The organism is Pseudomonas sp. NPDC087814, assembly GCF_044742865.1.
GTDB lineage: Bacteria > Pseudomonadota > Gammaproteobacteria > Pseudomonadales > Pseudomonadaceae > Aquipseudomonas.
Genome location: NZ_JBIUVK010000007.1, coordinates 41494 through 66679, shown reverse-complemented (window position 1 = coordinate 66679; position 25186 = coordinate 41494). Strand labels below are relative to the sequence as shown.

Annotated in this window: 24 protein-coding genes; 13 read left to right on the top strand and 11 right to left on the bottom strand. The window is 60.7% G+C overall.

All coding sequences use genetic code 11. The features are described from left to right. Window positions 1-3: 3 nt before the first annotated feature. Window positions 4-1038, bottom strand: coding sequence for a histone deacetylase family protein (locus ACIOMR_RS08350; protein ID WP_401193408.1), 1035 nt, complete (start codon window positions 1036-1038; stop codon window positions 4-6). Between the two features lie 118 nt (window positions 1039-1156). On the opposite strand from ACIOMR_RS08350, the gene ACIOMR_RS08345 reads away from it, so the two are divergent. Next, the gene (locus tag ACIOMR_RS08345; RefSeq protein WP_003215186.1) at window positions 1157-1657 is read left to right on the top strand and encodes an Lrp/AsnC family transcriptional regulator; all 501 of its coding nucleotides are present in this window, start codon (window positions 1157-1159) and stop codon (window positions 1655-1657) included. A 226-nt stretch (window positions 1658-1883) separates the two neighbouring features. Here the strand turns inward: ACIOMR_RS08345 and ACIOMR_RS08340 are convergent, their stop codons facing one another. Continuing rightward, window positions 1884-2921 (bottom strand): alpha/beta fold hydrolase, encoded by a 1038-nt coding sequence (locus tag ACIOMR_RS08340; protein ID WP_003215174.1) that lies wholly within the window; start codon window positions 2919-2921, stop codon window positions 1884-1886. A 153-nt stretch (window positions 2922-3074) separates the two neighbouring features. Between ACIOMR_RS08340 and ACIOMR_RS08335 the strand changes: the two genes are divergently transcribed. Then, window positions 3075-4706, top strand: coding sequence for a sensor domain-containing diguanylate cyclase (locus ACIOMR_RS08335; protein WP_003215172.1), 1632 nt, complete (start codon window positions 3075-3077; stop codon window positions 4704-4706). A 119-nt stretch (window positions 4707-4825) separates the two neighbouring features. Here ACIOMR_RS08335 and ACIOMR_RS08330 read toward each other — a convergent pair whose 3' ends face one another. Further along, window positions 4826-5023, bottom strand: coding sequence for a hypothetical protein (locus tag ACIOMR_RS08330; RefSeq protein WP_177009444.1), 198 nt, complete (start codon window positions 5021-5023; stop codon window positions 4826-4828). Here ACIOMR_RS08330 and ACIOMR_RS08325 point away from each other — a divergent pair. Next, window positions 5022-5642 carry a LysE family translocator gene (locus tag ACIOMR_RS08325; protein ID WP_401193403.1) on the top strand — a complete coding sequence of 207 codons (621 nt, stop codon included), beginning with the start codon at window positions 5022-5024 and terminating at the stop codon, window positions 5640-5642. The two genes, ACIOMR_RS08330 and ACIOMR_RS08325, sit on opposite strands and share 2 nt — an antisense overlap. Window positions 5643-5644: 2 nt before the next feature. On the opposite strand, the gene ACIOMR_RS08320 is transcribed toward ACIOMR_RS08325, so the two are convergent. Next, the gene (locus ACIOMR_RS08320) at window positions 5645-6349 is read right to left on the bottom strand and encodes a CerR family C-terminal domain-containing protein (protein WP_003215166.1); all 705 of its coding nucleotides are present in this window, start codon (window positions 6347-6349) and stop codon (window positions 5645-5647) included. Between the two features lie 99 nt (window positions 6350-6448). Between ACIOMR_RS08320 and ACIOMR_RS08315 the strand changes: the two genes are divergently transcribed. From ACIOMR_RS08315 to ACIOMR_RS08305, 3 genes are read left to right on the top strand one after another with little or no spacing between them, the layout of a single operon-like run. Beyond that, window positions 6449-7561 (top strand): HlyD family secretion protein, encoded by a 1113-nt coding sequence (locus ACIOMR_RS08315; RefSeq protein WP_102369198.1) that lies wholly within the window; start codon window positions 6449-6451, stop codon window positions 7559-7561. Next, on the top strand, window positions 7554-9134 hold the full coding sequence (locus tag ACIOMR_RS08310) for a DHA2 family efflux MFS transporter permease subunit (protein WP_178902914.1): 1581 nt from the start codon (window positions 7554-7556) through the stop codon (window positions 9132-9134). Before ACIOMR_RS08315 ends, ACIOMR_RS08310 begins: the two co-directional genes overlap by 8 nt. Continuing rightward, window positions 9131-10552 carry an efflux transporter outer membrane subunit gene (locus tag ACIOMR_RS08305; protein ID WP_401193398.1) on the top strand — a complete coding sequence of 474 codons (1422 nt, stop codon included), beginning with the start codon at window positions 9131-9133 and terminating at the stop codon, window positions 10550-10552. The genes ACIOMR_RS08310 and ACIOMR_RS08305 overlap by 4 nt, the downstream gene beginning before the upstream one ends. Before the next feature lie 155 nt (window positions 10553-10707). Here ACIOMR_RS08305 and ACIOMR_RS08300 read toward each other — a convergent pair whose 3' ends face one another. The 3 genes from ACIOMR_RS08300 to ACIOMR_RS08290 all read right to left on the bottom strand — a co-directional run bounded on the left by ACIOMR_RS08300 (window position 10708) and on the right by ACIOMR_RS08290 (window position 14812). Then, entirely contained in the window at window positions 10708-12903 is a 2196-nt protein-coding gene (locus ACIOMR_RS08300) for an OsmC domain/YcaO domain-containing protein (protein WP_087695051.1), read from the bottom strand. Between the two features lie 101 nt (window positions 12904-13004). Further along, entirely contained in the window at window positions 13005-13799 is a 795-nt protein-coding gene (locus ACIOMR_RS08295) for an alpha/beta fold hydrolase (protein WP_177068103.1), read from the bottom strand. A 128-nt stretch (window positions 13800-13927) separates the two neighbouring features. Continuing rightward, window positions 13928-14812 carry a LysR family transcriptional regulator gene (locus ACIOMR_RS08290; protein ID WP_087695047.1) on the bottom strand — a complete coding sequence of 295 codons (885 nt, stop codon included), beginning with the start codon at window positions 14810-14812 and terminating at the stop codon, window positions 13928-13930. 112 nt (window positions 14813-14924) lie between these two features. Between ACIOMR_RS08290 and argC the strand changes: the two genes are divergently transcribed. Then, on the top strand, window positions 14925-15857 hold the full coding sequence (argC, locus tag ACIOMR_RS08285) for an N-acetyl-gamma-glutamyl-phosphate reductase (RefSeq protein ID WP_401193393.1): 933 nt from the start codon (window positions 14925-14927) through the stop codon (window positions 15855-15857). Here the strand turns inward: argC and ACIOMR_RS08280 are convergent. After that, window positions 15841-16971: an epoxide hydrolase family protein gene (locus ACIOMR_RS08280; RefSeq protein WP_401193390.1), complete on the bottom strand. Its 1131-nt coding sequence runs from the start codon at window positions 16969-16971 to the stop codon at window positions 15841-15843. The genes argC and ACIOMR_RS08280 overlap by 17 nt on opposite strands. Window positions 16972-17093: 122 nt before the next feature. Between ACIOMR_RS08280 and ACIOMR_RS08275 the strand changes: the two genes are divergently transcribed. Beyond that, window positions 17094-17975, top strand: a complete 882-nt coding sequence (locus ACIOMR_RS08275) for a LysR family transcriptional regulator (RefSeq protein WP_003215146.1) — start codon at window positions 17094-17096, stop codon at window positions 17973-17975. A gap of 16 nt (window positions 17976-17991) precedes the next feature. Here ACIOMR_RS08275 and ACIOMR_RS08270 read toward each other — a convergent pair whose 3' ends face one another. After that, window positions 17992-18360: a hypothetical protein gene (locus tag ACIOMR_RS08270; protein WP_008436319.1), complete on the bottom strand. Its 369-nt coding sequence runs from the start codon at window positions 18358-18360 to the stop codon at window positions 17992-17994. Window positions 18361-18481: 121 nt separating this feature from the next. On the opposite strand from ACIOMR_RS08270, the gene ACIOMR_RS08265 reads away from it, so the two are divergent. Then, the gene (locus tag ACIOMR_RS08265; RefSeq protein WP_003215142.1) at window positions 18482-19018 is read left to right on the top strand and encodes an ATPase AAA; all 537 of its coding nucleotides are present in this window, start codon (window positions 18482-18484) and stop codon (window positions 19016-19018) included. 158 nt (window positions 19019-19176) lie between these two features. Here the strand turns inward: ACIOMR_RS08265 and ACIOMR_RS08260 are convergent, their stop codons facing one another. Next, complete coding sequence (locus ACIOMR_RS08260; RefSeq protein ID WP_401193386.1) at window positions 19177-19740, bottom strand: recombinase family protein; 564 nt, start codon at window positions 19738-19740, stop codon at window positions 19177-19179. Window positions 19741-20055: 315 nt separating this feature from the next. Here ACIOMR_RS08260 and ACIOMR_RS08255 point away from each other — a divergent pair, with 315 nt between their 5' ends. Next, window positions 20056-21123 carry a fatty acid desaturase gene (locus ACIOMR_RS08255; protein ID WP_401193383.1) on the top strand — a complete coding sequence of 356 codons (1068 nt, stop codon included), beginning with the start codon at window positions 20056-20058 and terminating at the stop codon, window positions 21121-21123. A gap of 71 nt (window positions 21124-21194) precedes the next feature. Next, window positions 21195-22340 carry a serine hydrolase domain-containing protein gene (locus ACIOMR_RS08250; RefSeq protein ID WP_401193380.1) on the top strand — a complete coding sequence of 382 codons (1146 nt, stop codon included), beginning with the start codon at window positions 21195-21197 and terminating at the stop codon, window positions 22338-22340. Window positions 22341-22516: 176 nt separating this feature from the next. On the opposite strand, the gene ACIOMR_RS08245 is transcribed toward ACIOMR_RS08250, so the two are convergent. Next, window positions 22517-23083 carry a hypothetical protein gene (locus tag ACIOMR_RS08245; protein WP_177009453.1) on the bottom strand — a complete coding sequence of 189 codons (567 nt, stop codon included), beginning with the start codon at window positions 23081-23083 and terminating at the stop codon, window positions 22517-22519. Window positions 23084-23323: 240 nt separating this feature from the next. Here ACIOMR_RS08245 and ACIOMR_RS08240 point away from each other — a divergent pair, with 240 nt between their 5' ends. Next, window positions 23324-23944, top strand: coding sequence for a LysE family translocator (locus tag ACIOMR_RS08240; protein WP_177009454.1), 621 nt, complete (start codon window positions 23324-23326; stop codon window positions 23942-23944). Between the two features lie 70 nt (window positions 23945-24014). Next, on the top strand, window positions 24015-25178 hold the full coding sequence (locus tag ACIOMR_RS08235) for a GGDEF domain-containing protein (protein ID WP_401193377.1): 1164 nt from the start codon (window positions 24015-24017) through the stop codon (window positions 25176-25178). Window positions 25179-25186 lie beyond the last annotated feature (8 nt).

Genomic DNA, 25186 nt, shown 5'->3' with positions numbered 1-25186 from the left:
GGATCAGGCGTGTTTGTTCTCGAAACCGTGCAGCACGTTGACCGCGTTGATGCCGATTTCATCGACCATGTAGCCGCCTTCCATCACAAACAGCGTGGGTACGCCGACGCTGGCGATGATCTCGCCGATGCCGAGGAAGTCGCGGCTTTCCAGCAGGAAATGGCTGATGGGGTCGTCCTTGAAGGTGTCGACGCCGAGGGAAATCACCAGCACTTGCGGCGAGAACGTTCTGAGTTGATTGCAGGCGTCGAGCAACGCTTCTTTGTAGGTGGCCCAACCGGTGTTTTTCGCCAGCGGGTAGTTCAGGTTGAACCCCTCGCCCGCCCCGGCACCGCGCTCGGCACTGAAGCCCGAATAGTAGGGATACGACACGGACGGATCGCCATGCAGCGAGACGAACATCACGTCGCTGCGGTCGTAGAAAATGTTCTGCGTGCCGTTGCCGTGATGGAAATCCACGTCCAGCACCGCGACCCGTTTGGCGCCTTGGGTGATCGCCTGTTGCGCGGCAATGGCTGCGTTATTCAGGTAGCAATAACCGCCCATGTATTCCCGCGCCGCATGGTGGCCCGGTGGCCGGCACAGGGCGAAGGCGCTGTTGTGGCCTTCATCAATCAACGCAAGGCCGGTGAGCGCGATATCGGCGCTGGTCTTCACCGCTTCCCAGGTGGTGCTGGTGATCGGTGAACCGGCATCCATCGCGAAAAACCCGAGCTTGCCGTCGATGAATTCCGGCACCTGCTCATTGGCCAGGTCCCGCACCGGCCACACCAGCGGCAAGGCGTCATGGGCACGGCCAATCGCCGTCCATTCGGCCCAGGCGGTTTCCAGGAAGGACACGTAGCGTTCGCTGTGGGCATTGACGTAACAGGCCCGGTCGAACGTGCGCGGCACGATGATATCGCCCAGCCCAACGTGCTTGACCCGATCACGCACCGTGTCGGCGCGGCTGGGTTGTTCGAAGGACGGCTTGAGCACGCCATCCTTGAGTTCGGTGCCATGGTGCAAACGATGAGAGTCGCTGAAAACAGTCAACATGAAAGACATCCACCCGTGAAAGACAGGTGATTATTTTGTTCTGGCTGCGGTGGGCTTTCTTTGCTTTTACGTGCGCCGATGCTAGCGTAATCGGGAATTTTTACCCCAAAGAGCCGCCATGAAGAAAAATAAAACCAGACAGGTCGCACTTGACGACACCGATCTCGCCATCCTCGCCTTGCTGCAGGAAGACGCGAGTATTTCCAACGCCGAACTCAGCGAGCGGCTGTCACTGAGCCTCACTCCATGCTGGCGACGGCGCAAGCGGCTGGAGGAAGAAGGCGTGATCAAGGACTACCAGGCCAACCTCGATCGCAAGATGCTGGGCCTGGAGATCATGGCGTTTGTGCATGTGCGGTTTGCCGTGCATTCCGACCATACGCCGGAAGATTTTGAGGCGGTGATCAAGGAACTGGCGCAGGTGCAGGCGTGCCACAAGATCACCGGGGATGCGGATTATCTGCTGCAGGTGCTGGCGGAGGATCTGGATGCCTACAGCGATTTTGTAGAGAGCGTGTTGCGGCGGCAATTGGGGATTGCGTCGATTCAGTCGAGCCTGGCGTTGCGGGAGGTGAAGGCGACAAGTCGGGTGGCCATTCCGGGGCGGGTGGGGAAGTGATCCAATGCAAATACCATTGTGGCGAGGGAGCTTGCTCCCGTTGGACTGCGTAGCGGTCCCGTCGTTGGAGGCGCTTCGCACCCCAGCGGGAGCAAGCTCCCTCGCCACGGGTTAGTGGTTTTCTGACAGAGCAGTGGCGTTTGGCGGATTGCCGGGGCTGCTGCGCAGCCCAGCGGGAGCAAGCTCCCTCGCCACAGGCTGTGTGTTGTCCGAGGACATCTGACGGCTAGCGCAGTGACTGCTGCAGAAACTCACTGATCAAGCTGAGGACCTGCTGCTGGATCTGCGGCTTGGGACGAGCACCCTTGGCATCCAGGCAGATAAAGCCTTCGCCGGGGTCGCTCTGTTCAATCCGCTCCACCGCGCCCGGCTTGCAGATGGGCAGGAAGCTGAAGTGCGTGGCGTCGCTGATTTCCACGTAGCGCGAAGTCTTCTGCGGCAGGCGCTTGGCCAAGTCGGCCGACTCGAGTGCGGCGGGCAATTCCGGCGACGGTGTGCCCGCCGCAATCACCAGCGTGGGGCGGTTCAGCGCCGCGAGGCTGGCATCGCTGAAGCCGCGGGCGAATCCCAGGTCCAGGGAAACAATGGCCGCCACGCGCGGGTCGCTCAAGTCACCGGCCAGTCGCTGCCTCGCCTGCTCGGTGCGACCAACCTCAAGTTGTTCGTAGGCCTTGCAAGGGGCAATTTCCGGATGCAACTTGCAGTCCTCGGTAAAGCGCTGCGGATCAAAGCGGGCACCGCCGACTTCGAGTGCGGTCCAGCCACCGAGGGAGTGGCCGACGACGGCGATCTTGCGTTGGGCCACCGCGCCGAAGCGTTTCGGCTGGGCAATCACGGCATCAATCACCCGATGGATATCGAGGGGCCGTTTCCACAGCTCGGAAGCGGCCGGCTGTGTGCGGTCCTTGCTGGTGGTGCCGGGGTGGTTGGGCGAGGCGACGATGTAACCCTGCCCGGCCAACGCACTGGCGAGCCACGATTGGTTGATCCAGTTGCCAAAGATGCCGTGGGAGATCACCACCAACGGATGCTCACCGGCAGCCGGCGCGGCGTCCTTCAAGGCCGGCGCGCCGACAAACACCGGATTGTCAGCAATCAGTTCTGGTGTGCCGGAAGCATGGGTCGGGTACCACACCGCCACCTGCAACGGCCTGCCGTGCTCCGCGTCGGGAATCACTATTTCCTGGAAGCCGATCCGAACCTCATTGGCCTGGGCCAGACCGGTTACAACCGTCAACAATAGCGCAGCACACAGCGTTTTCATCCTTGAGTTCCCTAAGTGGCTAAGCGCCATATTCTGGCATGGCCGTCATGGGAAAGCAGGTGGGAAATCAATGCGCGTATAAATCATCAGGCTATGGCAACTATCCGAATGGTACGTCTACCATGTAGTCACACTCCTTTCAGATAGTCCCCAATGATCAAAGCCAGCCTGCGTAGTCACCTGACCCTCTGGTTTGCCGGTTTGTCGCTGCTCACCCTGGTGAGCGTAGGGTTCTACGTTGGGCACATCGCTACCGAGCAACTGAAACTGGCCAGTGGCAATGCCTTGTTGAGCACTGCCCGCTCCACCGCCGCGCTATTGGCGGTGCAGCTGCGTGAACGCCAGCTCGAAGTGTCGCTGCTCAGCCGCGCACCGCTGTTCAGACGGGGCAACCTGGACGATCCGGACATACTGACCTCCATGGAACAACGCACCCAGTCCCGCGCCGAGTACGCGTGGATGGGCGTCGCCGACACAGACGGGCGTGTGCGCCAGGCGGTGAATGGGCTGCTGGTCGACCAATCCGTAACGGCACGGCCCTGGTTCCAGGCCGGTTTGCAGGGCAACTACACCGGCGATCCCCACGAGGCGGTACTGCTTGCCAAGCTGCTGCCGGGCTCCAACGGTGAGCCCTGGCGCTTCATCGACTTTGCCGCACCGATTCGCAATGCCGGGGGCCAGGTGATCGGCGTACTGGGGGCTCACGCCCATTGGACGTGGGTGACACAAATTGTCGAAGCGGCCAAAGGCAATACGCCGGACATCGAGGCGCTGATCATCGACAACGACGGCAAGGTGCTCTACCCGGAACAACTGGCCGGCCAGCAACTGCCCCAGGACCGCCTGGCCAATGACACCGGCTGGTCGGTCGACAACGGCTACGTGACCAGCGCCGTGGCGGTGCCCAGCCCGTCGAATTCCAGCCTGACCTGGTACATCGTGATGCGCCAGCCGCTGGAAATCGCCCTGCACCCTGCCCGCGTATTGCTCTACAAACTGCTGCTGTTGGGCGTCATTGCCGCGGTGATTTTCGGCTTCGTGGCGTATTACTTGGCGTCGTACCTCAGCCGGCCCATCGAAGAACTCGCGCGTTCAGCCAAGCAGGTCCAAAACCAACAGCCTGGCGCGTATTTCCCTCAAGACCATTTCGTACTGGAAATCGCCCAGCTCGGGCGCTCCATCAAGGGCATGACCCAATCGCTGCTTGGCAAAGAGCGCGAACTGCAGGACACCAATGCGTCCCTGGAAGCCACCGTCGCCCAGCGTACTGCCGCCCTCACCCAGGCCAATGCCGAGCTGTTGAACCTGGCCAGCCATGACGCCCTGACCGGCGTCTACAACCGTCGGCGCTTCGATGAAAAACTGGCGGAGTACAGCCTGCTGTTCCAGCGCAGCGGGCGCGCATTTGCCTTGCTGCTGATCGACGTTGATCATTTCAAGCGGATCAACGATACCCATGGGCATGCCGTCGGGGACGATGTACTGCGCCAGCTCGCGCAGTTGATTCAGGACGCCACCCGCGCCACTGACTTCGTCGCCCGTTACGGCGGTGAAGAGTTTGCGGTGCTGTTGCCGGAAATCGAAGCGCCGGACAGCCCGGATGTGGTGGCCGAGAAGATTCGCGCGGCAATTGCCGGAGCGTATTTCGAGACCGCTGGGCAGGTCACGGTGAGTATTGGCGTCGGGCTCGTTGAAGCGTCGGACAGCGACACCACAGTGCTGATCAAGCGTGCGGATCAGCAGTTGTATCGGGCCAAGTCGTCGGGGCGCAATCGCGTGGCGTGACGGTGTAGTGCGTCATGAGCCTTTCCAGAAAGCCACAACGCTCTTGATTAAATATCGACAGCCGCGCGCCCATGACCGTAATCTGCCCCACGAACGATGAACACAACGTATGCAGGTCATCAATGGCTGAGGTGCTGGACCGTTTCGACCAATGGCTGGCTCGGTGCGGCAAGCGTTAGGTTCATCTGGACTCGGGAGATGACGATTTCCAGGGCTTTATCATCGATGCTGAACAGGTCGCGGCAACCATCGAGCTGGCGCGTTTCGCCGGTATCAACGCCAGTCTTGAGAGTTTCTGATTTCAGGTAAATATCCATGTCCATCACCGACAACCTGCTCGCCTTCACCTTCGCCGCCACGTTGCTCACGTTGACGCCCGGACTGGACACGGCCCTGGTATTGCGCACTGCAACGGTGGAGGGCAAGCAACAAGCCTTGCGCGCCACCCTGGGTATCAATGCCGGCTGCCTGCTGTGGGGTGCAGCGGTGGCCTTTGGGCTGGGCGCGTTGATTGCCGTGTCCGAGGTGGCCTTTAACGTCTTGAAGTACTGCGGCGCGGCTTACCTGGCGTGGCTGGGCTTGAACATGCTGGTGCGCCCGCGCAGTTCGCTGGCGTCCGTCGAGGCCGATGGAAAACCCGGTGCCATCTGGTTCCTGAAGGGCATGATGGGCAACGTGCTCAACCCCAAGATCGGGATTTTCTACGTGTCTTTCCTGCCGCAGTTCATTCCCCAGGGGCATCCGCTGGTGGCGTGGACGTTCGGGCTGGTGAGCATCCACGTGGTGATCAGCCTGGCCTGGGCACTGATACTGATCGGTGCCACGCAGCCATTGGCCGGTGTGCTGCGGCGTGAAAAGGTGATCAAGTGGATGGACCGCACCACCGGCATGATATTCGTGCTGTTCGCGGCCCGGCTGGCCTTCAGCAAGCGCTGAAGTCAGCGCCGGTCCCGATGCCGTACCAGGCCTTCGAGGGTAAACCGCGCCTGCATCAGCACCACATCCCGCACCAGTTCCATTTCCTTCTGGCTCACTTCGGTCCAGTTCAAGGCGGAGAGCAGCTTGGGTTTCTGTACCCGAAACGCCAGGCCCTGGGTGAACAGCGCCATCGAGTGGATCACCGTGCGTTCGTCGTCAACGGCAAGGCCGGCAACGCGCGCGATCAGCAGGCGGATCACGTTGGCGATGCGCGCCTTGAAGCGTTCCTCGAACGCCATGGTCGCGCTTTCAGGGCAGAGCCCGGCCTGATGGCGATCAAGAAACGCCCGCCACGCGGTGGTCTGGGGACTGTCCTGGATCGTTGAAACCACCGCGCCGAGAATGCCCAGTGAGGCGTCGATCAACCTCTGATCGTCGACCCCGGGATCGGCCAGCGCACCTTCCGCGGCTTCAACGGTGGGCGCCATCTTCTGCCACAACAGCGCGATCAAGTGCTCGACGCATTCCAGGTACACGCCTTCCTTGCCATCGAAGTAGTACTGGATCGCGGGCGCATTGACGCCGGCAGCATTCGCGATGTCTCGCGTGGACGCGCCGTCGTAGCCACGCTCGCCAAATACCTCGACAGCCGCCTCGATAATGCGTGCGCGGGTTTCTTCACCCCGCTGATAACCCCCTTCGGCGGCCGGTTTGTGTCGTGCCATGTGCCACTCCATTTTTTTAACGTAACCAAAATATACCAGTTGACAAAAATTCGCGAAAAAACGAATTTATTCCAACTGATATAAAACTGGAGTGACTTGATGTCCGCTGCACCTCCCTCTCCTCAGGTCATTCCTGAAACCACCGTCAACGGCCAACGTGGCAAAGCCCGACGGATTCTACTGTCACTCGCCGGCGTGGCGCTGTTGGCCGGGCTGGCGTGGGGCGCCTGGTGGTGGCTCACCGGGCGCTTTATCGAGACCACCGACGACGCCTATCTGCAAGCCGACAGTATCAGCGTGGCGCCGAAAATCAACGGCTACGTCGCCGAGGTGCTGGTGGCCGACAACCAGAACGTGAAGCGTGGCGACGTGCTGGTGCGCCTGGATGCGCGCAAATACCAGGCAGTCAGTGACGAAGCCTCGGCGACGATTGCGGCCCGCGAGGCCGACTTTGCCAAGGCCCAGGCCGACCTGGTCCAACAGGACTCGACCATCGCCGAAGCCCGCGCCCAACTGCAAGGCGCCCAGGCCGACGCCCAGCACGCGCAAACCGAAGTCGCACGTTATGCGCCGCTGGCGCGTTCCGGGGCCGAGCCGGAAGAACGCCTGGCGCAGCTCAACAACCAGCTCGCCCAGGCCCGCAGCACCGTGGCCGCCAAGCAGGCCGCGTTGCGCTCCAGCCAGACCCGCTACGGCACCCTCGAAGCCCAGCTCAAGCAAGCCCAGGCGCAACTCGGCGTGGCCAAGGCCAGCGAAGCCCAGAGCCAGCTGGACGTGGACGACGCGGTGATTCGCAGCCCGCTCGATGGCCGCGTCGCTGATCGCGGTGTACGCGTCGGCCAATACGTGCAGCCGGGCACACGCTTGTTGACCGTGGTGCCGGTGAGCGCGATCTACCTGACCGCCAACTACAAGGAAACCCAGATCGGCGAGATGCGCGCCGGGCAGGCCGTCACCGTGCATGTGGACGCACTGCCAGGCCATGATATTCAGGGCCATATCGACAGCCTGTCCCCAGGCACCGGCGCACAGTTCGCGTTGCTGCCGCCGTCCAACGCCACCGGCAACTTCACCAAGATCGTGCAGCGGGTGCCGGTGCGGATTTCCCTGGATGTACCGGATAACGACGTGCGCCAGGCACTGGTGCCCGGCTTGTCCGCCACCGTGGAAGTCGACACCCGCACCCACAAGGCAGACGCCAACCATGGCTGAAGCCATCTTGACGGAAGTGCCCGCGGACAAACCGCGCAACGCTTCGCTGACCGACTGGATCGCAGTCGCCGCCGGCTCGCTGGGCGCCTTGCTGGCGACCCTGGACATCTCGATCACCAACTCGGCGCTGCCGCAGATCCAGGGCCAGATCGGCGCGACCGGTACCGAAGGCACGTGGATCGCCACCGGTTACCTGATGTCGGAAATCGTCATGATTCCCCTCGCCGCCTGGCTGACCCGGGTATTCGGCCTGCGCCGGTTCCTGATCGGCACCGCGTTGATGTTCACGTTTTTCTCGATGTTCTGCGGGCTCTCCTCAAGCCTCGGCGCGATGATCGCCGGGCGTATCGGCCAGGGTTTTGCCGGCGGCGCGATGATCCCGACCGCGCAGACCATCGTGCGCACCCGCCTGCCTGCCCATCAGTTGGCAATCGGCACCACGATGTTCGGCATGACGGTGATCCTCGGTCCGCTGCTGGGCCCGGTGATTGGCGGATGGCTCACGGAAAATATCAACTGGCGCTGGTGCTTCTTCATCAACCTGCCCGTCAGCATCACCTTGATCACCTTGCTGATCACCGGCCTGCCCAGCGACCGCATGAACCTCCAGCAATTCATCAAGGCCGACTGGCTGGGCATCATTGGCCTGGCCATGGGCCTGAGTTCGCTCACCGTGGTGCTGGAAGAAGGCCAGCGCGAACACTGGTTCGACTCGAAGTTGATCATCTGGTTGAGCATCACGATGGTCATCGGCTTTTTCCTGATTGCCGTCGGGCAAGTCCGCTCGAGTACGCCGATCCTGCGCCTGCAACTGGTGCTCAACCGCAGCTTTGGCAGCGTGCTGCTGATCGCCACGGCGGTCGGCGCCGGGCTGTATGGCACGGCGTACCTGGTGCCGCAGTTCCTCGGCATCCTGTCGGGCTATAACGCGCAACAGTCGGGTTCGATCATGTTGCTGTCGGGGATCCCGGCGTTCCTGCTGATGCCGATCCTGCCGCGAATGCTTGGCCGCCTGGACCTGCGGATGATGGTCGGCGTGGGTTTGTTGATGTACTGGGCCAGCTGTTTTCTCGACACCCAACTCACCGCCCAGAGCGTCGGCCATGATTTCTACTGGTCGCAGATCCTGCGGGGCTTCGGGCAGATCCTGGTGATGATGCCCCTCAGCCAACTGTCGATGCGCTCGGTGGAAACCCGCGATGCGGGTGACGCGGCCGGGCTCTACAACATGTCACGCAACCTCGGCGGTACTTTGGGGCTTGCGCTGCTCGGCGTACTGATGGACCGGCGCAGCCACTTCCACGACGACATGTTGCGCGAAGGCATCCAGGCCAACACCCAGTTGACCCAGGATCAAATGGCGAGCGATACCGCCAGCTACCTGGCGCAAACCGGCGACCCGTCCACGGCCTCGCTGCAGGCCCTCAGTCATCTGGCCAACGACATCGCCCAACAAGCGGCGGTGATGGCCTACAACGACGCGTTCTACGTGCTGGGACTCGCCATGCTGGCGTGCCTTCCCCTGATCTTCATCCTGAAAAAGCGCGCGGCGCAGGCAGGCCAACGAACATGATTTATCGCTCACTTCCCTTGCTCTTCACCGTCGGTCTGCTGACGGCGTGTACCGTGGGGCCGGACTACCAGGGCGCGCCGGATGCCGCGCCAAAGACCCTCGCGGCCGGGCGCTTGCCCCACGCCAACATAGGCCTGCCGCGTACGCCCGCGGTCGCCCAGTGGTGGCAAGCCCTGGGCGATCCGCAGCTCAACCAATTGGTGGCCCAGGCCCTGCAAAACAGTCCGGACATGGCGACCGCCCAGGCGCGCCTCAAGCAATCGCGAGCCAGTCTGAGTGGCGCCAACGCCAACGCCCTGCCCAAGATCACCGGCGATGCAGCGATGCTGAAGCTGCGCTCCCCCGACACCTCGGCGCTGGGTGGCAGCAGTGGCGGTGGTCGCGGGCCATTGAGCCTTTACCTCGCCGGCTTTGATGCCAGCTGGGAGGCCGACCTGTTCGGCGGTACCCGGCGTGCAATCGAGGCGGCCCAGGCGGAAAACGACGCCTCGCAGGCGCAACTGGCCGATGCCCAGGTGCAACTGGCAGCCGAGGTGGTGCAGACCTATGCCGACGTGCGTGACCAGCAGGCGCGACTGGCGCTGGTGGACGCCAGTGTCGAGATTGAGGAACAGGCGCTGGACCTGACCCAGCAGCGACGCAGCCGTGGCGTGGCCTCGCAGTTACAGCTGGAGCAGGTCCTGACACAGGCCGAAAACACCCGGGCCCAACGCCTGCCGCTGCAAGCGTCAATCGTCGAGGCGATTGACCAGTTGAACCTGCTCTGCGGCCTGGAACCGGGCGAGCTGGACGCGAGCCTCAACACTCCCCGCGCCCTGCCCGCTATCCCTAGCCAGGTACCCTTTGCCGACCCGGCGGCGATCCTGAAAGCACGCCCGGATATCCGGGTGGCCGAGCGCCAACTGGCTTCCAGCAACGCGCAGATCGGCGAGAAAACCGCCGACTGGTTTCCCAAGCTCAGCCTGATGGGCGACTTGTCGTTCTCGGCGGCCGATCCCGGGCACCTGGCGCGCAAGGACAGCGGCACCTGGCTGCTGTTGCCGCGGCTGACCTGGAACGCATTGGATTTCGGCCGGGTGGCGGCCAGTGTCAAAGGTGCGCAAGCCGGGCGCGACGAGGCCCTGGCCCATTACAAAAGCGTGGTGTTGAGTGCGTTGCGTGATGCGGATGTGGCCCTGGCGCGGTATGGCAACCAGCGGCAGAACGTGGTGCTGCTGCGTAACGTGGAATCTTCGGCAGTACGGGCCGCGGACCTGACGCGCCAGCGTTATAAGGCAGGTACGGCGAGCACGCTGGATTGGCTGGACGCGGAACGTACGCGGTACCAGGCGCAGGAAAGCCGGATTTCCGGGGATGCGCTGTTGCTCAAGGACTTTGCGTCATTGCACAAGGCGCTGGGGTTGGGATGGACGTTGTGACAAATAACCCGAGTGACCACTGACCTGTGGCGAGGGGGCTTGTCCCCCGTTGGGCTGCGCAGCGGCCCCAAAAAAGAGGGACTGCTACGCAGTCCAACGGGGGACAAGCCCCCTCGCCACAACAAGCCCTCTCACCACAGGTACGGTGTCAGCTTTTAATTGGCCGTATTGGCCCGCGCCGCGTGCAGCTTCTTGTAGCTGTCGATCAACCGCAGGTGCCGGTCCAGCCCTTCCAGCTTCATGCTCGTCGGCGTCAAACCATAGAACCGCACACTGCCATTCACCGACCCAATCGCCGCGTCCATCCGCTCGTTGCCAAACATCCGGCGGAAGTTCACTTCGTAGTCCGCCAGTTCCAGGTCTTCGTCCAGCTCCATCTCCAGCACCGCATTCACGGCCTGATAGAACAAGCCGCGCTCGACGGTGTTGTCGTTGTACTGCTGGAACATCTCCACCAGTTCCTTGGCTTCTTCGAACTGCTGCAGGGCCAGATAAATCAGCAGCTTCAATTCCAGGATGGTCAGTTGACCCCACGCCGTATTGTCATCGAACTCGATGCCGATCAAGGTGGTGATGTCGGTGTAGTCGTCCAGTTCGCTTTCAACCAGGCGCTCAACCAACCCCTTCAATTCCGCTTCGTCGAGGCGATGCAGGTTCAGGATGTCCTCGCGGAAAAACAGCGCCTTGTTGGTGTTGTCCCAGATCAGGTCGTCGATCGGGTAGATCTCCGAATAGTCGGGCACCAGGATGCGGCAGGCGGTCGCGCCGATGTGCTCGTACACCGCCATGTAGACTTCCTTGCCCATGCCTTCGAGGATGCCGAACAAGGTGGCGGCTTCCTCGGCATTGGAGTTTTCACCCTGGCCGGAGAAGTCCCATTCGACGAACTCGTAATCCGACTTCGAGCTGAAGAAGCGCCACGACACCACGCCGCTGGAGTCGATGAAGTGCTCGACAAAGTTGTTCGGTTCGGTCACCGCATGGCCTTCAAACGTCGGCTGCGGCAGATCGTTCAGGCCTTCAAAGCTGCGGCCTTGCAGCAGTTCGGTGAGGCTGCGCTCCAACGCCACTTCCAGGCTTGGGTGCGCGCCGAACGAGGCGAATACGCCGCCGGTGCGTGGGTTCATCAACGTCACGCACATCACCGGGAATTCACCGCCCAGGGACGCATCCTTCACCAGTACCGGAAAGCCCTGGGCTTCCAGGCCCTGGATACCGGCCAGGATACCGGGGAATTTCGCCAGCACTTCCTGTGGTACATCCGGCAGCGCGAATTCACCTTCGATGATTTCGCGTTTTACCGCGCGTTCGAAGATTTCCGACAGGCACTGCACTTGCGCTTCGGCCAGGGTGTTACCGGCACTCATGCCGTTGCTGAGGTACAGGTTCTCGATCAGGTTGGACGGGAAATACACCACCTCGCCATCGGACTGGCGCACGAACGGCAGCGAAACAATGCCGCGTTCTTCGTTGCCGGAGTTGGTGTCATAGAGGTGTGAGCCGCGCAGCTCGCCGTCACGGTTGTAGATGTGCAGGCAATGCGCGTCGAGTATCTCCGGTGGCAGTTCGTCCTTGCGGCCCGGCTTGAACCAGCGCTCGTCCGGGTAATGCACAAACGCCGCGTTGGCGATGTCTTCACCCCAGAACTGGTCGTTGTAGAAGAAGTTGCAGTTCAGCCGCTCGATAAACTCGCCCAATGCCGACGCCAATGCGCCTTCCTTGGTCGCGCCCTTTCCGTTGGTAAAGCACATCGGCGAGTGCGCGTCGCGGATATGCAGCGACCATACGTTGGGCACGATATTGCGCCACGAAGCGATCTCGATCTTCATGCCCAGGCCCGCCAGAATGGCCGACATGTTGGCGATGGTTGTTTCCAGCGGCAGGTCCTTGCCCGCGATGTAGGTGCCCGCGTCGGACGCCGCGCTCGGCATCAGCAATGCCTGGGCATCGGCATCCAGGTTTTCCACTTCCTCGATGACAAACTCCGGCCCGGCCTGCACGACTTTTTTCACGGTGCAGCGGTCGATGGAACGCAGGATGCCCTGGCGGTCTTTATCGGAGATGTCCGCTGGCAATTCGACCTGGATCTTGAAGATCTGGTTGTAGCGGTTTTCCGGGTCGACAATGTTGTTCTGGGACAGGCGAATATTGTCGGTAGGGATGTTGCGGGTTTCGCAGTACAACTTCACAAAGTAAGCCGCACACAACGCCGACGACGCCAGGAAGTAATCGAACGGACCGGGGGCCGAGCCATCGCCCTTGTAGCGAATAGGCTGGTCGGCCACCACGGTGAAGTCGTCGAACTTGGCTTCAAGTCGAAGGTTGTCGAGAAAATTGACCTTGATTTCCATGCGGGATTACCAGAATAGCGAGCAAAATATGGCCGCCATTATCCGGGTTTCGAGGCGTAAGTCTTGTGCTTTCGGGCCTGGCCGATCGTTGGCGATGGGTATCAGCCGTGTTGAAAGTCCGCAATCTGCTGCCACATCGCGATCGGGTTGGAGTACATCGGGAAGTGCCCGCACCGGGCAATCGGCGCCAACCGCACGCCTTGCGCCTGGATATGCGCCAGGTACGACAAATGGGCATTCTGCTCGCCGTACATGAACATGCGCGGGCATTCCAGGCCGAGGAACTTGCCCATCAAGTCGGCGTTATCCGACAGTTCGACCATCGACTGGAAGATCCCCCGCACCGCCCCGGCACGCACCTTGTGCCGCAGGCTCGCCGAATACAGCGCGCTGGCGTAGGCCGGTGCCTGCCGGGTGCGCTCGATAAAGGCGCTGAAAAACGCCTCGGGATCATCCGCCGGGTAGTCGACGATCTGCCGGCTGAGAAAGCAGTCCTCCGGGGCGATATTGCCTTCGATATCGACAAAACTCAGCACCCGGCCCGGCAACCGGTGCGCCAGCATCAGCGCGGTGAGGCCGCCCATGGAGTGGCCTACCAGATGGAAGCGCTCGATGTTGAAATGCTCGAGCACCTGCAAGGCGGTTTGCAGCAGGAACGGGATGGAGATCTTCGACAGGTCATCGCAATGGCTCTCACCGCAACCCGGGGCGTCATAAGCCAAAAATGGATGACCGTCGAAGGCAGGTTGCTGGACGATGTCGGCGTAATCTTCCTTGGTCGAGCCAAAGCCATGCAGGAACACGATTGGCGCCAGGGTACCCGCGCGGTGGATCGCGGCGATGTTCAACGGCACATCGGCGACGACGATGGGGAGTTGTGTGTGGGTGAATGGCATGGTGAAGACTCCCTGAAAAACCGATTGGCGGCTCAAAAGCCGTTAATTTCAACGGTATTCAGGTTTCTGTAAATTCCTGATTCGGGAAGGTATTCATAGGCTGATCGTATGAGTCGTTCCATAACGCCCTACCCCGCACTCAATCCCCACAACACGTCCAACACATGTTGCGTAGGCCGCTCAACCTCCCCGGCGCGATGGGCGATCCCCAGTTGCCGCCACAGCAACGGTTGCAACGGCCGCATCGCAATCCGGGTGTCGTGCAAGGGCGTGGACGCTTCATGGGGCAACAACGTGGCCCCGTAACCGGCGGCCACCAGGCTTTTGATTGCGTCGTTGTAATTCAGCTGAATACGCGCCGTCGGCTGGTAGCCGTCATTGGCAAACCACTCCGAGGTCAGGCGCGAAAGCCGAGTGGTGTTGTCATTCAGGATTAACGGCTGGGCAGCCAGCCAGGCGGGTGTTACCACCTCGGGGCATTCCCGGCGCGCCGGCAAAAACGCCATGACCGGGTCGCGCCGCCAGGGCTCGATCCGCAAGCCCTTCACCGGTGCCTGGGGCAGCGCCACCAGGCCGATCTCCAGGGCGCCCTCGGCCAGCTTCTTCAATGTGTCCTGCGACGTGAGCACCGCCACCTGCACATCAATGGCGGGATGATGTTGGCTCAAGGTTTCCAGGGCTTGCGGCAGCAACTGTGCGATGGCCCCGGTTGAGGCTCCCAGGCGCACCCGCCCCGCCAGCCCCTGCACTTGTCGCTCCACGTCTTCAAGCGCCTGCTCGGCATCCGCCAACAAGCGGCGGGCGCGCTCCACCAGGGTTTCGCCAATAGCCGAAGGCTGCACTCGTCCACGGGTACGCGATAGCAGCTTGCCGCCCACTCGCGCCTCCAGGTCGGCGATATGCAGGCTGACGGTGGGTGGCGCCAGGTTGAGCATGCGGGCTGCTTCGGCGAACGAACCGAGGTCGGCAATCGCCACCAACGTACGCAGGCGGTCCAGGCTGATTTCGCGCATGGGTCAATCCTCGTTCATAAAAACTGAACTTCATCGTTTGGAAATTCAACTTTTCCTATCCTAGCGGCTGGCCGAAGATTGGAACACCTGATTTCCTATCCGAGTGCATCCCATGGCAAATCCTCTTGTATTCATCGACGGCGACCAAGGCACCACCGGGCTACAGATCCATCAACGCCTGCGCGACCGCACCGATCTGCAACTGATCACCCTCAGCCCTGAACACCGCAAGGACCCGCAGCAGCGCGCCGAGATGATCAACGCCTGCGATATCGCGATTCTCTGCCTGCCCGACGACGCCGCACGGGACGCCGTCGCCAGCATCCACAATCCGGCCGTGCGGGTGATCGACGCGAGTTCGGCACACCGCACTCATCCCGACTGGACCTACGGTTTCGCCGAGATGAACCCGCAACAGGCGCAACGCATTGCCACGGCGCAGCGGGTGAGCAATCCCGGTTGCTATCCCACCGGTGCGATTGGGTTGCTGCGCCCGTTGCTTGAGGCCGGACTGCTGCCCGGGAACTACCCGACGACCATTCATGCGGTCTCGGGCTATTCCGGCAAGGGCCGCGCCGGGGTGCAGGAGCATGAGGGCGCCGACGCCTCACAGGCGCCCGCGTTCCTGGTGTATGGGCTGGGGCTGGCACACAAGCATGTGCCGGAGATTCAGCAGCAAAGCGGGCTGACGGAAAGACCGACCTTTGTGCCGGCCTACGGGGCTTTTCGCCAGGGGATCGTATTGACCATCCCCCTGCAACTTCGGTTATTGGCGCCGGGTGTGAATGGCTCGCGGTTGCATGACTGTTTGACTCAGCACTACCGCGATACGAATCACGTCCAGGTGCTGTCGATGCAGGCCGCCAAGGAGCTGACATACCTTGACCCTCAAGCGCTGAACGGCACGGACGATGTGCGCCTGATCGTGTGTGAAAACCACGAGACGGGCCAGGTCCTGCTGGCGGCGATATTCGACAACCTCGGCAAGGGCGCCGCAGGTGCCGCCGTGCAGAACCTGGATTTGATGATCAAGCCGAGACCGTAGCGATAAAGGCGCGCAGGTCCGCCAGCATCAACGCCGGCTGCTCCCAGGCCGCGAAGTGACCGCCGGCGGGCATCTCGCTCCAGTGCACGATGTTGAAGGTCTTTTCGGCAAATGAGCGCGGCGGCGGCACGAACACCGGATCACGAAAGGCGGCAAATCCGGTCGGCACCTGGATGCGGGTGCCGACCGGGAATTTTGACGATCCCTCAAGGCGCTTGCCGTGATACATCCACGTCGCGGTGACCATGGAAGATGGCGCGAGATACAACATGATGTTGGTCAGCAGTTGCTCCTCGGTAAAGGTGCCCCAGAGATCCGGGCTGCCATCGGCGGTAGTGGGCAGATCGGCCCATGTGCCGATTTTTTCGAGGATCCATCCCGCGGCCCCCACCGGGCTGTCGGCCAGCGCGACACCCAGGGTCTGCGGGCGGGTTTCCTGCTGGTGGTTGTAGCCGGTTTCCCAGTCGATCAGCACGTCACGCCGGGCGATGAAAGCCTCCTCCTCCGGCGTGGTCGCAACGGTGCCCTGGGCCAGCAGGTCGGCCATGTTCAGGTGAATCCCCAGTAACGCCTCGGGCCGATCGTGGGCCATCCAACCGGCGATGCCCGAACCCCAGTCACCGCCCTGAACGATGAAGCGGGTTGGCCCGAACAGCCGGGCCATCAGCCCATGCATGAGTTCGCCCGCCCGACGTGGGCCAATCACTCCGGTGATCGGCCTGGAGAATGCAAACCCCGGAAGCGACGGCACGATCACATCGTGTCCGTCAGCCGCCAGCGGTTCCAGCAGCGCCTCGAATTCCAGGTACGAACCTGGCCAGCCATGGAGCAGCAGGATCGGCGGCCTGGAACCGTCGCCCCGCGCATGGAGAAAATGCAGGTGCTCGCCCTCAATCTCGGTGATGAAGTTGGGCAGTTGGTTGAGGTGTTTTTCGACCCGGCGCCAATCATAGGATTCCAGCCAGTAAGCGACCAGGCGCTGAAGGTCGCGCACGCCTACGCCCGACTTCCACCCTCCCAAATCGGGAAGCTGGGTCCAATCGTAGGCGGCGACTTTGTCGCGGAAGGCCACAAGACGTTCGTCGGGGATATTGATGGTGTAGGGCAAGATCATGGGATTCTCCTGGTGAGTTTCCGTATTACATTGCTTTACGCAATACTGACCCCGACAAAAACCGATGTGAACCCCATTACGCCGCTCAAGGCCTTTGCGAAAAACGCACAAGTGAGTTTCCCGTGGACATAACGGACGAACTGGAAATCTTTACCCTCGTGGCCGAGACCGCGAGTTTCTCGGCGGCCGCGCGTCGCTTGAACCTTGCGCCCTCCTCCATCGCGCGGGTGCTGGACCGCATGGAGGCCCGGCTGGGCGTACGCCTGTTGTTGCGAACCACGCGCTCACTGACCGTGACCCCGGAGGGTGCCGCCTACCTGTCGTGCGCCCGGCGGATCCTCACGGACCTGCGGGAAACCGAACAGCAGATTACCGACCAGAGTTCACCCCGCGGGCGCCTGCGGGTCAGCAGTTCGCTGCTGTATGGCAGGACCTTCGTGATCCCGTTGTTGGGCGAGTTCATTCAGCGTTACCCGGACATCCTGGTGGACATCAACCTGACCGACACCGTGGTCGACATCGCCGCCGGGCAAGCCGACGTCGCAGTGCGATTGGGCCCGCTGCCCGACAGCAGCCTGACGTCCCGCCGGCTGGGCGCCACCCACAAGGTCATCATTGCTGCGCCGAGCTATCTGGCACGACGCGGCACGCCGCAGGTGCCGGAAGACCTGCTGGATCACGACTGCATCGGTTTCAACTTCAAGCGTGCGGCGCCCACCTGGCCGTTTCGCAAGGATGGCCACGACTATTCACTGACGATCAAGGGCCATGTCGAAACCAATAACGGTGACACCCAGGGCCAATTGGCGGCCGAGGGCATCGGCATCGCGCGGGTCTGCGCCGAGACCGTGGCGGACGCCATTCAGGCGGGTCGGCTGGTGCCGCTGCTGGAGGCATTCAATCCAGGCGATGGCGAAGAGATCCATGCCGTGTTCCTCGGCGGTACCCACACGCCGGCGCGGGTCCGGTGTTTTGTCGACTACCTGGTTGAGCGGTTCCAGTAGGCGCGAAATTGCATGATTACTCGGCAACGAGTTCGACGTAGCTCGACTCCCCGCCTCCCGTCGCGCCCGACAACCAGCCCCAGACGAAGGCCAGGGTGGTACGCCCGGCGTCATCCACGCCTAGCGTGCCCCGGGACCAGCCGGCAAGAATCTCGCCCTCGGTGGTCAGGCACTGGTACAGCAACTCGATGGTATCGGGGCCTGTGGCGCGCCCGACTTGATTGCCCATGCGAATCCGGCCGCCCTGGTAGGTGCCCCAGATGGCGTTTTCATCGACGTGGTAATGAAACACGGTGCCTGTACCGGACACACCATGGGTGTTGCCCGCGACGATAAACCGGCGGTTGTCCAGGCGTTCGCTGATTTGGCAAAAGGCATTTGGCATTGACAGGCGCTTCCTTGGTCGAGAGGGTCCATTCCGGGGCGCCCAACCTACCTCATATGGCTTTTGTCGGTCATGTAAAACCTGCACAATTGTGGGCTTTCCCGCGACAGGACGTCCCTTCATGCAACGCATCGTGATTCTCGGTAATGCGGGCAGCGGAAAATCCACCCTCGCCCGCGCCCTCGGACAACGCCTGGGCCTGCCCGTGGTGCACCTGGACACCCTGTTCTGGTCGCCCGGCTGGGTCGAGCCCGACGCCGAGCAGTTCCGTACCCGCGTGCGCGACGCCGTTGCCGCCGATGGCTGGGTGTGTGAAGGCAACTATGCGCGGCGCACGTTCGACCTGCGCCTGCCCCGTGCCGATTTGATCATCTGGCTCGACACGCCACGGCTCACCTGCTTTACCCGGGTGATCCTGCGCAGTGCGCTGAACCGCCCGCGCCCGGATATTCCCGCCGGCTGTACCGAGAAACTCGACCGGGAGTTCCTGACATTCCTGAAGTACGTGTGGACGTTTGATCGCGGCCACCGGCCAGGTATCGAGGCGGTGCGGTTGGCGGCAGGCCCGTCGGTGCCCGTGGTGCACCTGCGCGGTGGCCGGCAGATCGCCGAGTTTCTCGAGCGCTTGCCCGCAGCATCTGAAGGCTGCCTTGAATAAATGGAGCAGGAGCGTTGGCCGCGATAGTGGGTCGTCTTGCCAGTGAAGAAATCAATGATGGCAAGACTTCCACCGCTTTCGCGCCATGCCGTCCTACAGGTTTTTTCAACTGTAGGATCTTGTTGGTAGCCGCTCCCTCGTGCGACCTGTAGAAGCCCCTATCTGGATCTCAAGTACCGATAGAGCGTCTGCCGACTGATTTCAAAATCACGCGCCAATTTGGATCTACTTTCTCCTGCAGTGGCCCGGTCAATCAAGTTTACAACCTGATTGTCAGACAGCTTTTTCTTGCGACCTCTATAAGTCCCACGATTCTTTGCACTGGCAATTCCCGCCGCCTGTCTTTCCCTCATCGCAGCGCGCTCGAACTCTGCAATCAGCTCCATTACCGCAATGATCGACTCCACGACTTCAAGACAGTCATGCCGGAAAACCAGGTTTTCGTTCAAACACTCCAGCGTGACCTGCTTTTCAATCAACCGGCGAATGATGGCGCACAGTTGCTCCGTGCTTGAAGTCAGCGCTGCCATGCTGTCCACCACCACGGTATCCCCGCACTGCAGGTAGCGGAGTAGCCTTTCCAGGCCTGCAGGATTCGCGGCATTTTCTGCCGGCTCATCGCAAAACACGGCATCAAATACATCGTCGCTTGTTATTTTGTCTGCGCCACCCTCGGGCTCTTTTAGAGCGCGCCGGACATATTTGATGCGATGCAATCTCATGGTGCCTCCTTGGCAATACTTGTACAGCGTCATTTTATACTTGTACAAACTGTAACTAAATCATCAATTCCTTACACCGCACTTGTAACACTGAACCCACCCAAAATACACAGTTGCAAAGAGTTGAACTTCCCTTATCATTTTGAAGCATGGAATTCTAACAAGCTTTTCGCAAAAAAGTCGATTTCGTATTCCTTGAATGCCCCGTGCAATTCAAGCAACCCATATGAGTATCTACTGTTTTACAGCTCAAATAATTGACATGACCGGCTTGACGCGGCTGTTAATTTCTCGATGCAATCAGAGGATGAATGGATGAAAGTCTTGGAAGGCGCCATCGAAATTGATCGCCCAACTACCGATCAGGAAAAGATTGATAAGGTAACCCGCAGTATTACCGATCATGGGAACTACCTGCGAAAGCGTTATCCGATCCTGCAGCACCAGGATGCTCTGGGCGCGAGTGTCATGGCGTTTTCCCTGATAGGGATGGTCATTACGGGAGGGCTCTATCTAAAGGGTTTTATCCCCGCATGGATGTGTATTCTGGTCAATGCGCTGCTGACTTCGTTCATTCATGAAATCGAACATGACCTGATTCATCGCCTTTATTTTAGAAAACAGCCGCTGGCCCATAATGCCATGATGCTCTTCTGCTGGCTGGCACGCCCGGGTATGCCCAGCCCGTGGCTAAGACGCAGTCTGCACTTTCATCACCATAAGGAGTCCGGAACTGATTCTGATGTTGAAGCCTGGATCACCACGAGCGGCAGTCCTTGGGGAATACTGCGATTACTCAAACTGGTGGACGGATTTGTATTTGGTTTTCTAAATGCGGTGTTTGCCCCTGGATGGCGGCAAAAGGTAAAATTGTTAGGCAAGATCATTCGGCTCAATACACCATTCGGGCTTCTGTATTGGGGGTGCTGGTATGTGTTCCTCGGCTACCACCTGTATGTCTGGCTTGGGTCAATTACCGGGATGGAGGTTCACAGTTCAGCTACGACGCTGGAATTAATGGATATCGTCAATAGCGCAGTGGTTATTCTTATAGCGCCCAATATGATACGGCAGTTCTGCCTGTTCTTTATAAGTTCAAATATGCACTATTACGGCGATGTTGCCCCGCGTAACGCATTACAACAAACCCAGGTGATGAACCCTTGGTGGCTGTGGCCGTTCCAGTTGTTCTGTTTTAACTTTGGCAGCACTCACAGCATCCATCACTTCGTGGTGAGAGACCCGTTTTATCTGCGTCAGATGACGGCACCTTATGCTCATAAAGTCATGGCCCAGGCCGGTGTCAGGTTCAATGACTTCGGCACCTACAAACGAGCAAATCGCTTTTCCATGGAGCACTCCCAAACTCGGTCTCGTGGGTGAATTCCTCCACAACCATTATCCGTGTTCGGCAAGTATCAAGGGCCGCACTTCAAATACGAGGACGTTGAGGTATGAAAGCGCAAGGGATATGTGCGAAGCAGTTTGAAGCGGTCAAGCAGGCCTTCGAGGACATGTTCGATGATCCGCAGGAACGTGGGGCCGGCCTGTGCGTGCAGGTAGGCGCAGAGATCGTTGTCGACCTGTGGGCCGGCATGGCAGACCAGGCGGGCACGAAACCCTGGACCCGCGATACGCTGGCCAATACCTTCTGCGTAATAAAACCCTATGTCGCGGTGGCCGTCCTGATGTTGGTTGAGGCGGGCAAGCTGGAGCTGGATGCACCCGTGGCCCGTTACTGGCCCGAGTTCGCCCGGAGCGGGAAAGCAAAGGTCACCCTGCGCCAGGTGATGAACCATACCGCAGGCATGCCGGCGCTGCGGGGGCCCGACCACAACCCCATGATGTATGACTGGGAGCACATGCTGCGACTGCTGGAGGCCGAGCCGCTGTGGTGGGAACCGGGAACAGATCTGGGCTACGGCACCACCACGTTTGGCTGGATCCTCGGCGAGTTGATTCGCCGGGTGGACGGACGAGATCCCTGTGTGTTTATCCACGAAGAGATTCTCGATCCCCATGAGTTGGACGTGCACCTCGGCGTGAACGAAGAACACTTTCATCGTATCGCGCGTTTCGACAGTGCCACGGGACGAGTCGGTGACCCTTACTCGCAGGCGTTGCGAACCGTGGTGAAAAACGAGCCGTCGCATATCGCGACGCTCGCCTTCACCAACCCCGGAATGGTGCCCAGACGAACCAGTGACCCTCGCTGGTGGGCCTACCGGCAACCCGCCGTGTGTGGACACGGTTCGGCTCACGGCCTGGCCGGTTTCTACAGTGCATTGATGGCAGGAAACTTTATCGGTCCCGAGCTGCTTACTGAATTCAGCCGTGAGCACAGTCATGGCATGGATCGAGTATGGATGCGCCCCATGCGTTATGGATTGGGTTGCATGCTGGAGCAGCAACGCGACCCGACGGCTTCCCATGCAATGGGCCCGAACACCTTTGGCCATATCGGGCTTGGTGGCCCGATCAGTTTCGCTGATCCTGAAAAACAAGTGAGCTTCGGTTTTGTCACCACGACTTCGGGCAGCCATTCGATGATTGATCCACGCCCACGCCGACTTTCATCCCTTGTCTATGCGGCGCTTTGAGAGGCAAGGGGCGGATCTGTTCATCTGAGGCTTTCAAGGGGGCGCAATACTGCCGAATGCAACGCAGCAAGTTTGTGGCAAGACACAAGTGGCTGATGGCAAACCGAAACCTTCCCCTCCCGGCCAACAATGAGTCATTGGCTTATGAACGAAGGCTGGTACAACGACGACATGATTTATTTATAAATAAATTCATACGCCTCGATATAAGAACCTATCTTGTTTGAATGAGCAGTCACCCACACTGCATTCATGCCTGTCTTTCTTTGATCGTTGAATTCCGACTGAGTGGTACAAAGCGCAACCCAGCGCTCAGTCTTTAAATCCTTAATCCGCAGGCCCGCCTCACAACGACTGAACTTTCCAACGTAGGGCCCCGGAGTCACCAGTTCGTAAGGTGACGCATACTGAACAATGTCGCCGGGCAACAGGTACGTAACGACGTCATAACTGTGCAAGGACAAAATCAGACCCACGCAAAAACCACCAAAAAAAGATTCTCCAACACGGTTCGGGTTTCTTACAGCCGGACGATAGTAGGTGGCCCTTGCAGCAAAAAAGAGTCCAACCAGACAACCAATGACTATATAGGTCGTCCACTCGGGAATCGATGGCATTAAAACCGTTCGCATTACAATGCGACCGGCCCAGAGCGTATAAGCAATCCATGCTCCAAATAACAGACACACCACCAACAACAAGGTTCTTTTCTTTGATTTGTTTTCAAATGAAGGATATTCCATTCCCTGCCTACTCTATTTTTAATTCCCGGGAAAAGCGCTTCGTGCTTCACGCCAACTTCCTTTACCCGATTGGCATGCCGGGCATATTAACGAATGAGCGTCATGGTGACCGATCTATTTACCCGCGACTCACAGACATGGCCAGAGCGCCATCGGTTCTACCCATTAGCGCAAATTGTTCAACCGCCTCACATCCCTTATCCTCGTGGCCTTACCTGCCAGCGCCCGCCGGAGCCCCCCATGGACCTCGCCACCCTCACCCTCTTCCTCCCGGCCTGCTTCGCCCTGAACATGGCGCCAGGCCCGAACAACCTGCTGTCCGTGAGCAACTCCACCCGCTACGGCTACCGCACTTCGTGCCTGGCAGGCGTCGGGCGACTGCTGGCCTTTGCCGGGATGATCGCCCTCGCGTCCGCCGGGCTGGCGGTGGTGCTGCAAACCTCGGAGTTGTTGTTCTACGGGATCAAGATCCTGGGGGCGGCGTATCTATTCTATCTGGCGTATCAACTGTGGCGGTCCAATCCGCACGCGGAGGCTGAGTCGACGGCGCCCAAGGCGGGCTTGTGGGCCTTGGCGCGACAGGAGTTCCTGGTGGCCGCCGGCAATCCCAAGGCAATCCTGATTTTTACCGCCTTCCTGCCGCAATTCGTCGACCCGGCACGTCCGATCACGCCGCAATTTGCCCTGCTGGGAGCGATGTTCCTGGCGCTGGAATGGTTCGCCATCAGCGCCTACGCCTATATGGGTTTGCATATGCGCCGCTGGTTCGCGCAGCCTCGGGGCAAGCGGATTTTCAACCGCTGCTGTGCGGGGTTGTTGTCGGCCGCCGCGACGGTATTGCTGATGGCGCGCAGGGCCTGAGCACTGCGAAAAACCGGCGAAAACGCTTACAATCGCCGTCTCACCGCAACTCAGGCAGGCCAGTTCGCCCATGGCGCTCGACCCCATCACCATACTGGTCCTCACCATCGCACTGGCAGGCGCCGCCGCGCTGTACCTGGCCGTCGAGTGGCGCAATGTCCGCGAGCCATCGCTGCTGTACTGGACTGCCGGTTTCGCCATCATCAGCGTGGGCAGCACCCTGGCGCTGTTGCGGGCCAGCGGCCTGCTGTTGATCGGCATCTGGTTCGCCAACGGATTGCTGATCACCGCCCACTGGCTGTTCCTGCTGGGCGTTGCGCGTTTCACCCAGGTGCGCCTGTCTCGCGCCTGGTACCTGATGTTCGTGGCCTGGTTTGCCATGCTGCTGTTGCCGGAAGGACAGTCGTGGTCCAGGGCCATGCTGCTGGCCAACTCGCTGCTGGTTGCCCTGCCGACCCTGCGGGCCAGTTTCCTGTTGCGCCCCCATGGCCGATCACTCAGCGTGGGCGCGGTGCAACTGCGCTATGTGCTGCTGGCCCACGGGCTGTTCTATCTGGCCAAGTCGCTGGTGGCGATCGTGCCGGGGACACTGATCGACCTGACGGCGTTTCGTGGCGAGATCATTCAGGTGTCGCTGGTGGAAGGCGCCATGGCGATCATGCTGATTGCATTGTCGATGACCGGCACCGAGCGCTACCGCCGTGAGGAACAGATTGCACGGTTGGCCGCCCGCGACCCGTTGACCGCGCTGTATAACCGCCGCGCCCTTGAAATGCGCGCGCCGAGCCTGCTGAGCGAGGCCTCGCAGGCCCGGCCGGGTGCCCTGCTGTTGATCGACATCGACAATTTCAAGCTGATCAACGACCTGTACGGCCATACCGCGGGCGACCGGCTGCTGGTGGCCCTGAGCGAGATGATTCGCGCGCAGTTGCCCGATGATTCGCTGGCGGCGCGGTTGGGTGGCGACGAGTTCGTGATCCTGCTTAATGACACCTCGAACGCGCGCATTGTCGCGCTGGGCAGCGCCCTGCGCGAACAGTTTCATCAGGCTGCCTCGCAGGCGTTCGCCACGCCCGAAGCGGTGACATTGAGCATCGGCGCCAGCCTGTTCGATACGCCGCCCGCCAGCCTCGCGGCCTTGATCGAACAAGGCGACGCGGCGCTGTATGAATCCAAGCGCGGTGGACGCAACCGTATTCGTCTGGTGGACCGGACGGCAGTGGGCGCCGATTGACTCAATCG

What these genes read in the sequence shown, in the direction of transcription:
- ACIOMR_RS08255 (WP_401193383.1), top strand. Translation starts at nt 20,056, where the DNA reads ATGAAAGTCTTGGAAGGCGCCATCGAAATTGATCGCCCAACTACCGAT.
- ACIOMR_RS08260 (WP_401193386.1), bottom strand. Translation starts at nt 19,740, where the DNA reads ATGAGATTGCATCGCATCAAATATGTCCGGCGCGCTCTAAAAGAGCCC.
- ACIOMR_RS08340 (WP_003215174.1), bottom strand. Translation starts at nt 2,921, where the DNA reads ATGAAAACGCTGTGTGCTGCGCTATTGTTGACGGTTGTAACCGGTCTG.
- ACIOMR_RS08290 (WP_087695047.1), bottom strand. Translation starts at nt 14,812, where the DNA reads ATGCGCGAAATCAGCCTGGACCGCCTGCGTACGTTGGTGGCGATTGCC.
- ACIOMR_RS08250 (WP_401193380.1), top strand. Translation starts at nt 21,195, where the DNA reads ATGAAAGCGCAAGGGATATGTGCGAAGCAGTTTGAAGCGGTCAAGCAG.
- ACIOMR_RS08310 (WP_178902914.1), top strand. Translation starts at nt 7,554, where the DNA reads ATGGCTGAAGCCATCTTGACGGAAGTGCCCGCGGACAAACCGCGCAAC.
- ACIOMR_RS08320 (WP_003215166.1), bottom strand. Translation starts at nt 6,349, where the DNA reads ATGGCACGACACAAACCGGCCGCCGAAGGGGGTTATCAGCGGGGTGAA.
- ACIOMR_RS08245 (WP_177009453.1), bottom strand. Translation starts at nt 23,083, where the DNA reads ATGGAATATCCTTCATTTGAAAACAAATCAAAGAAAAGAACCTTGTTG.
- ACIOMR_RS08280 (WP_401193390.1), bottom strand. Translation starts at nt 16,971, where the DNA reads ATGATCTTGCCCTACACCATCAATATCCCCGACGAACGTCTTGTGGCC.
- ACIOMR_RS08330 (WP_177009444.1), bottom strand. Translation starts at nt 5,023, where the DNA reads ATGGATATTTACCTGAAATCAGAAACTCTCAAGACTGGCGTTGATACC.
- ACIOMR_RS08265 (WP_003215142.1), top strand. Translation starts at nt 18,482, where the DNA reads ATGCAACGCATCGTGATTCTCGGTAATGCGGGCAGCGGAAAATCCACC.
- ACIOMR_RS08335 (WP_003215172.1), top strand. Translation starts at nt 3,075, where the DNA reads ATGATCAAAGCCAGCCTGCGTAGTCACCTGACCCTCTGGTTTGCCGGT.
- ACIOMR_RS08300 (WP_087695051.1), bottom strand. Translation starts at nt 12,903, where the DNA reads ATGGAAATCAAGGTCAATTTTCTCGACAACCTTCGACTTGAAGCCAAG.
- ACIOMR_RS08325 (WP_401193403.1), top strand. Translation starts at nt 5,022, where the DNA reads ATGTCCATCACCGACAACCTGCTCGCCTTCACCTTCGCCGCCACGTTG.
- ACIOMR_RS08305 (WP_401193398.1), top strand. Translation starts at nt 9,131, where the DNA reads ATGATTTATCGCTCACTTCCCTTGCTCTTCACCGTCGGTCTGCTGACG.
- ACIOMR_RS08315 (WP_102369198.1), top strand. Translation starts at nt 6,449, where the DNA reads ATGTCCGCTGCACCTCCCTCTCCTCAGGTCATTCCTGAAACCACCGTC.
- argC (WP_401193393.1), top strand. Translation starts at nt 14,925, where the DNA reads ATGGCAAATCCTCTTGTATTCATCGACGGCGACCAAGGCACCACCGGG.
- ACIOMR_RS08270 (WP_008436319.1), bottom strand. Translation starts at nt 18,360, where the DNA reads ATGCCAAATGCCTTTTGCCAAATCAGCGAACGCCTGGACAACCGCCGG.
- ACIOMR_RS08350 (WP_401193408.1), bottom strand. Translation starts at nt 1,038, where the DNA reads ATGTTGACTGTTTTCAGCGACTCTCATCGTTTGCACCATGGCACCGAA.
- ACIOMR_RS08240 (WP_177009454.1), top strand. Translation starts at nt 23,324, where the DNA reads ATGGACCTCGCCACCCTCACCCTCTTCCTCCCGGCCTGCTTCGCCCTG.
- ACIOMR_RS08295 (WP_177068103.1), bottom strand. Translation starts at nt 13,799, where the DNA reads ATGCCATTCACCCACACACAACTCCCCATCGTCGTCGCCGATGTGCCG.
- ACIOMR_RS08345 (WP_003215186.1), top strand. Translation starts at nt 1,157, where the DNA reads ATGAAGAAAAATAAAACCAGACAGGTCGCACTTGACGACACCGATCTC.
- ACIOMR_RS08235 (WP_401193377.1), top strand. Translation starts at nt 24,015, where the DNA reads ATGGCGCTCGACCCCATCACCATACTGGTCCTCACCATCGCACTGGCA.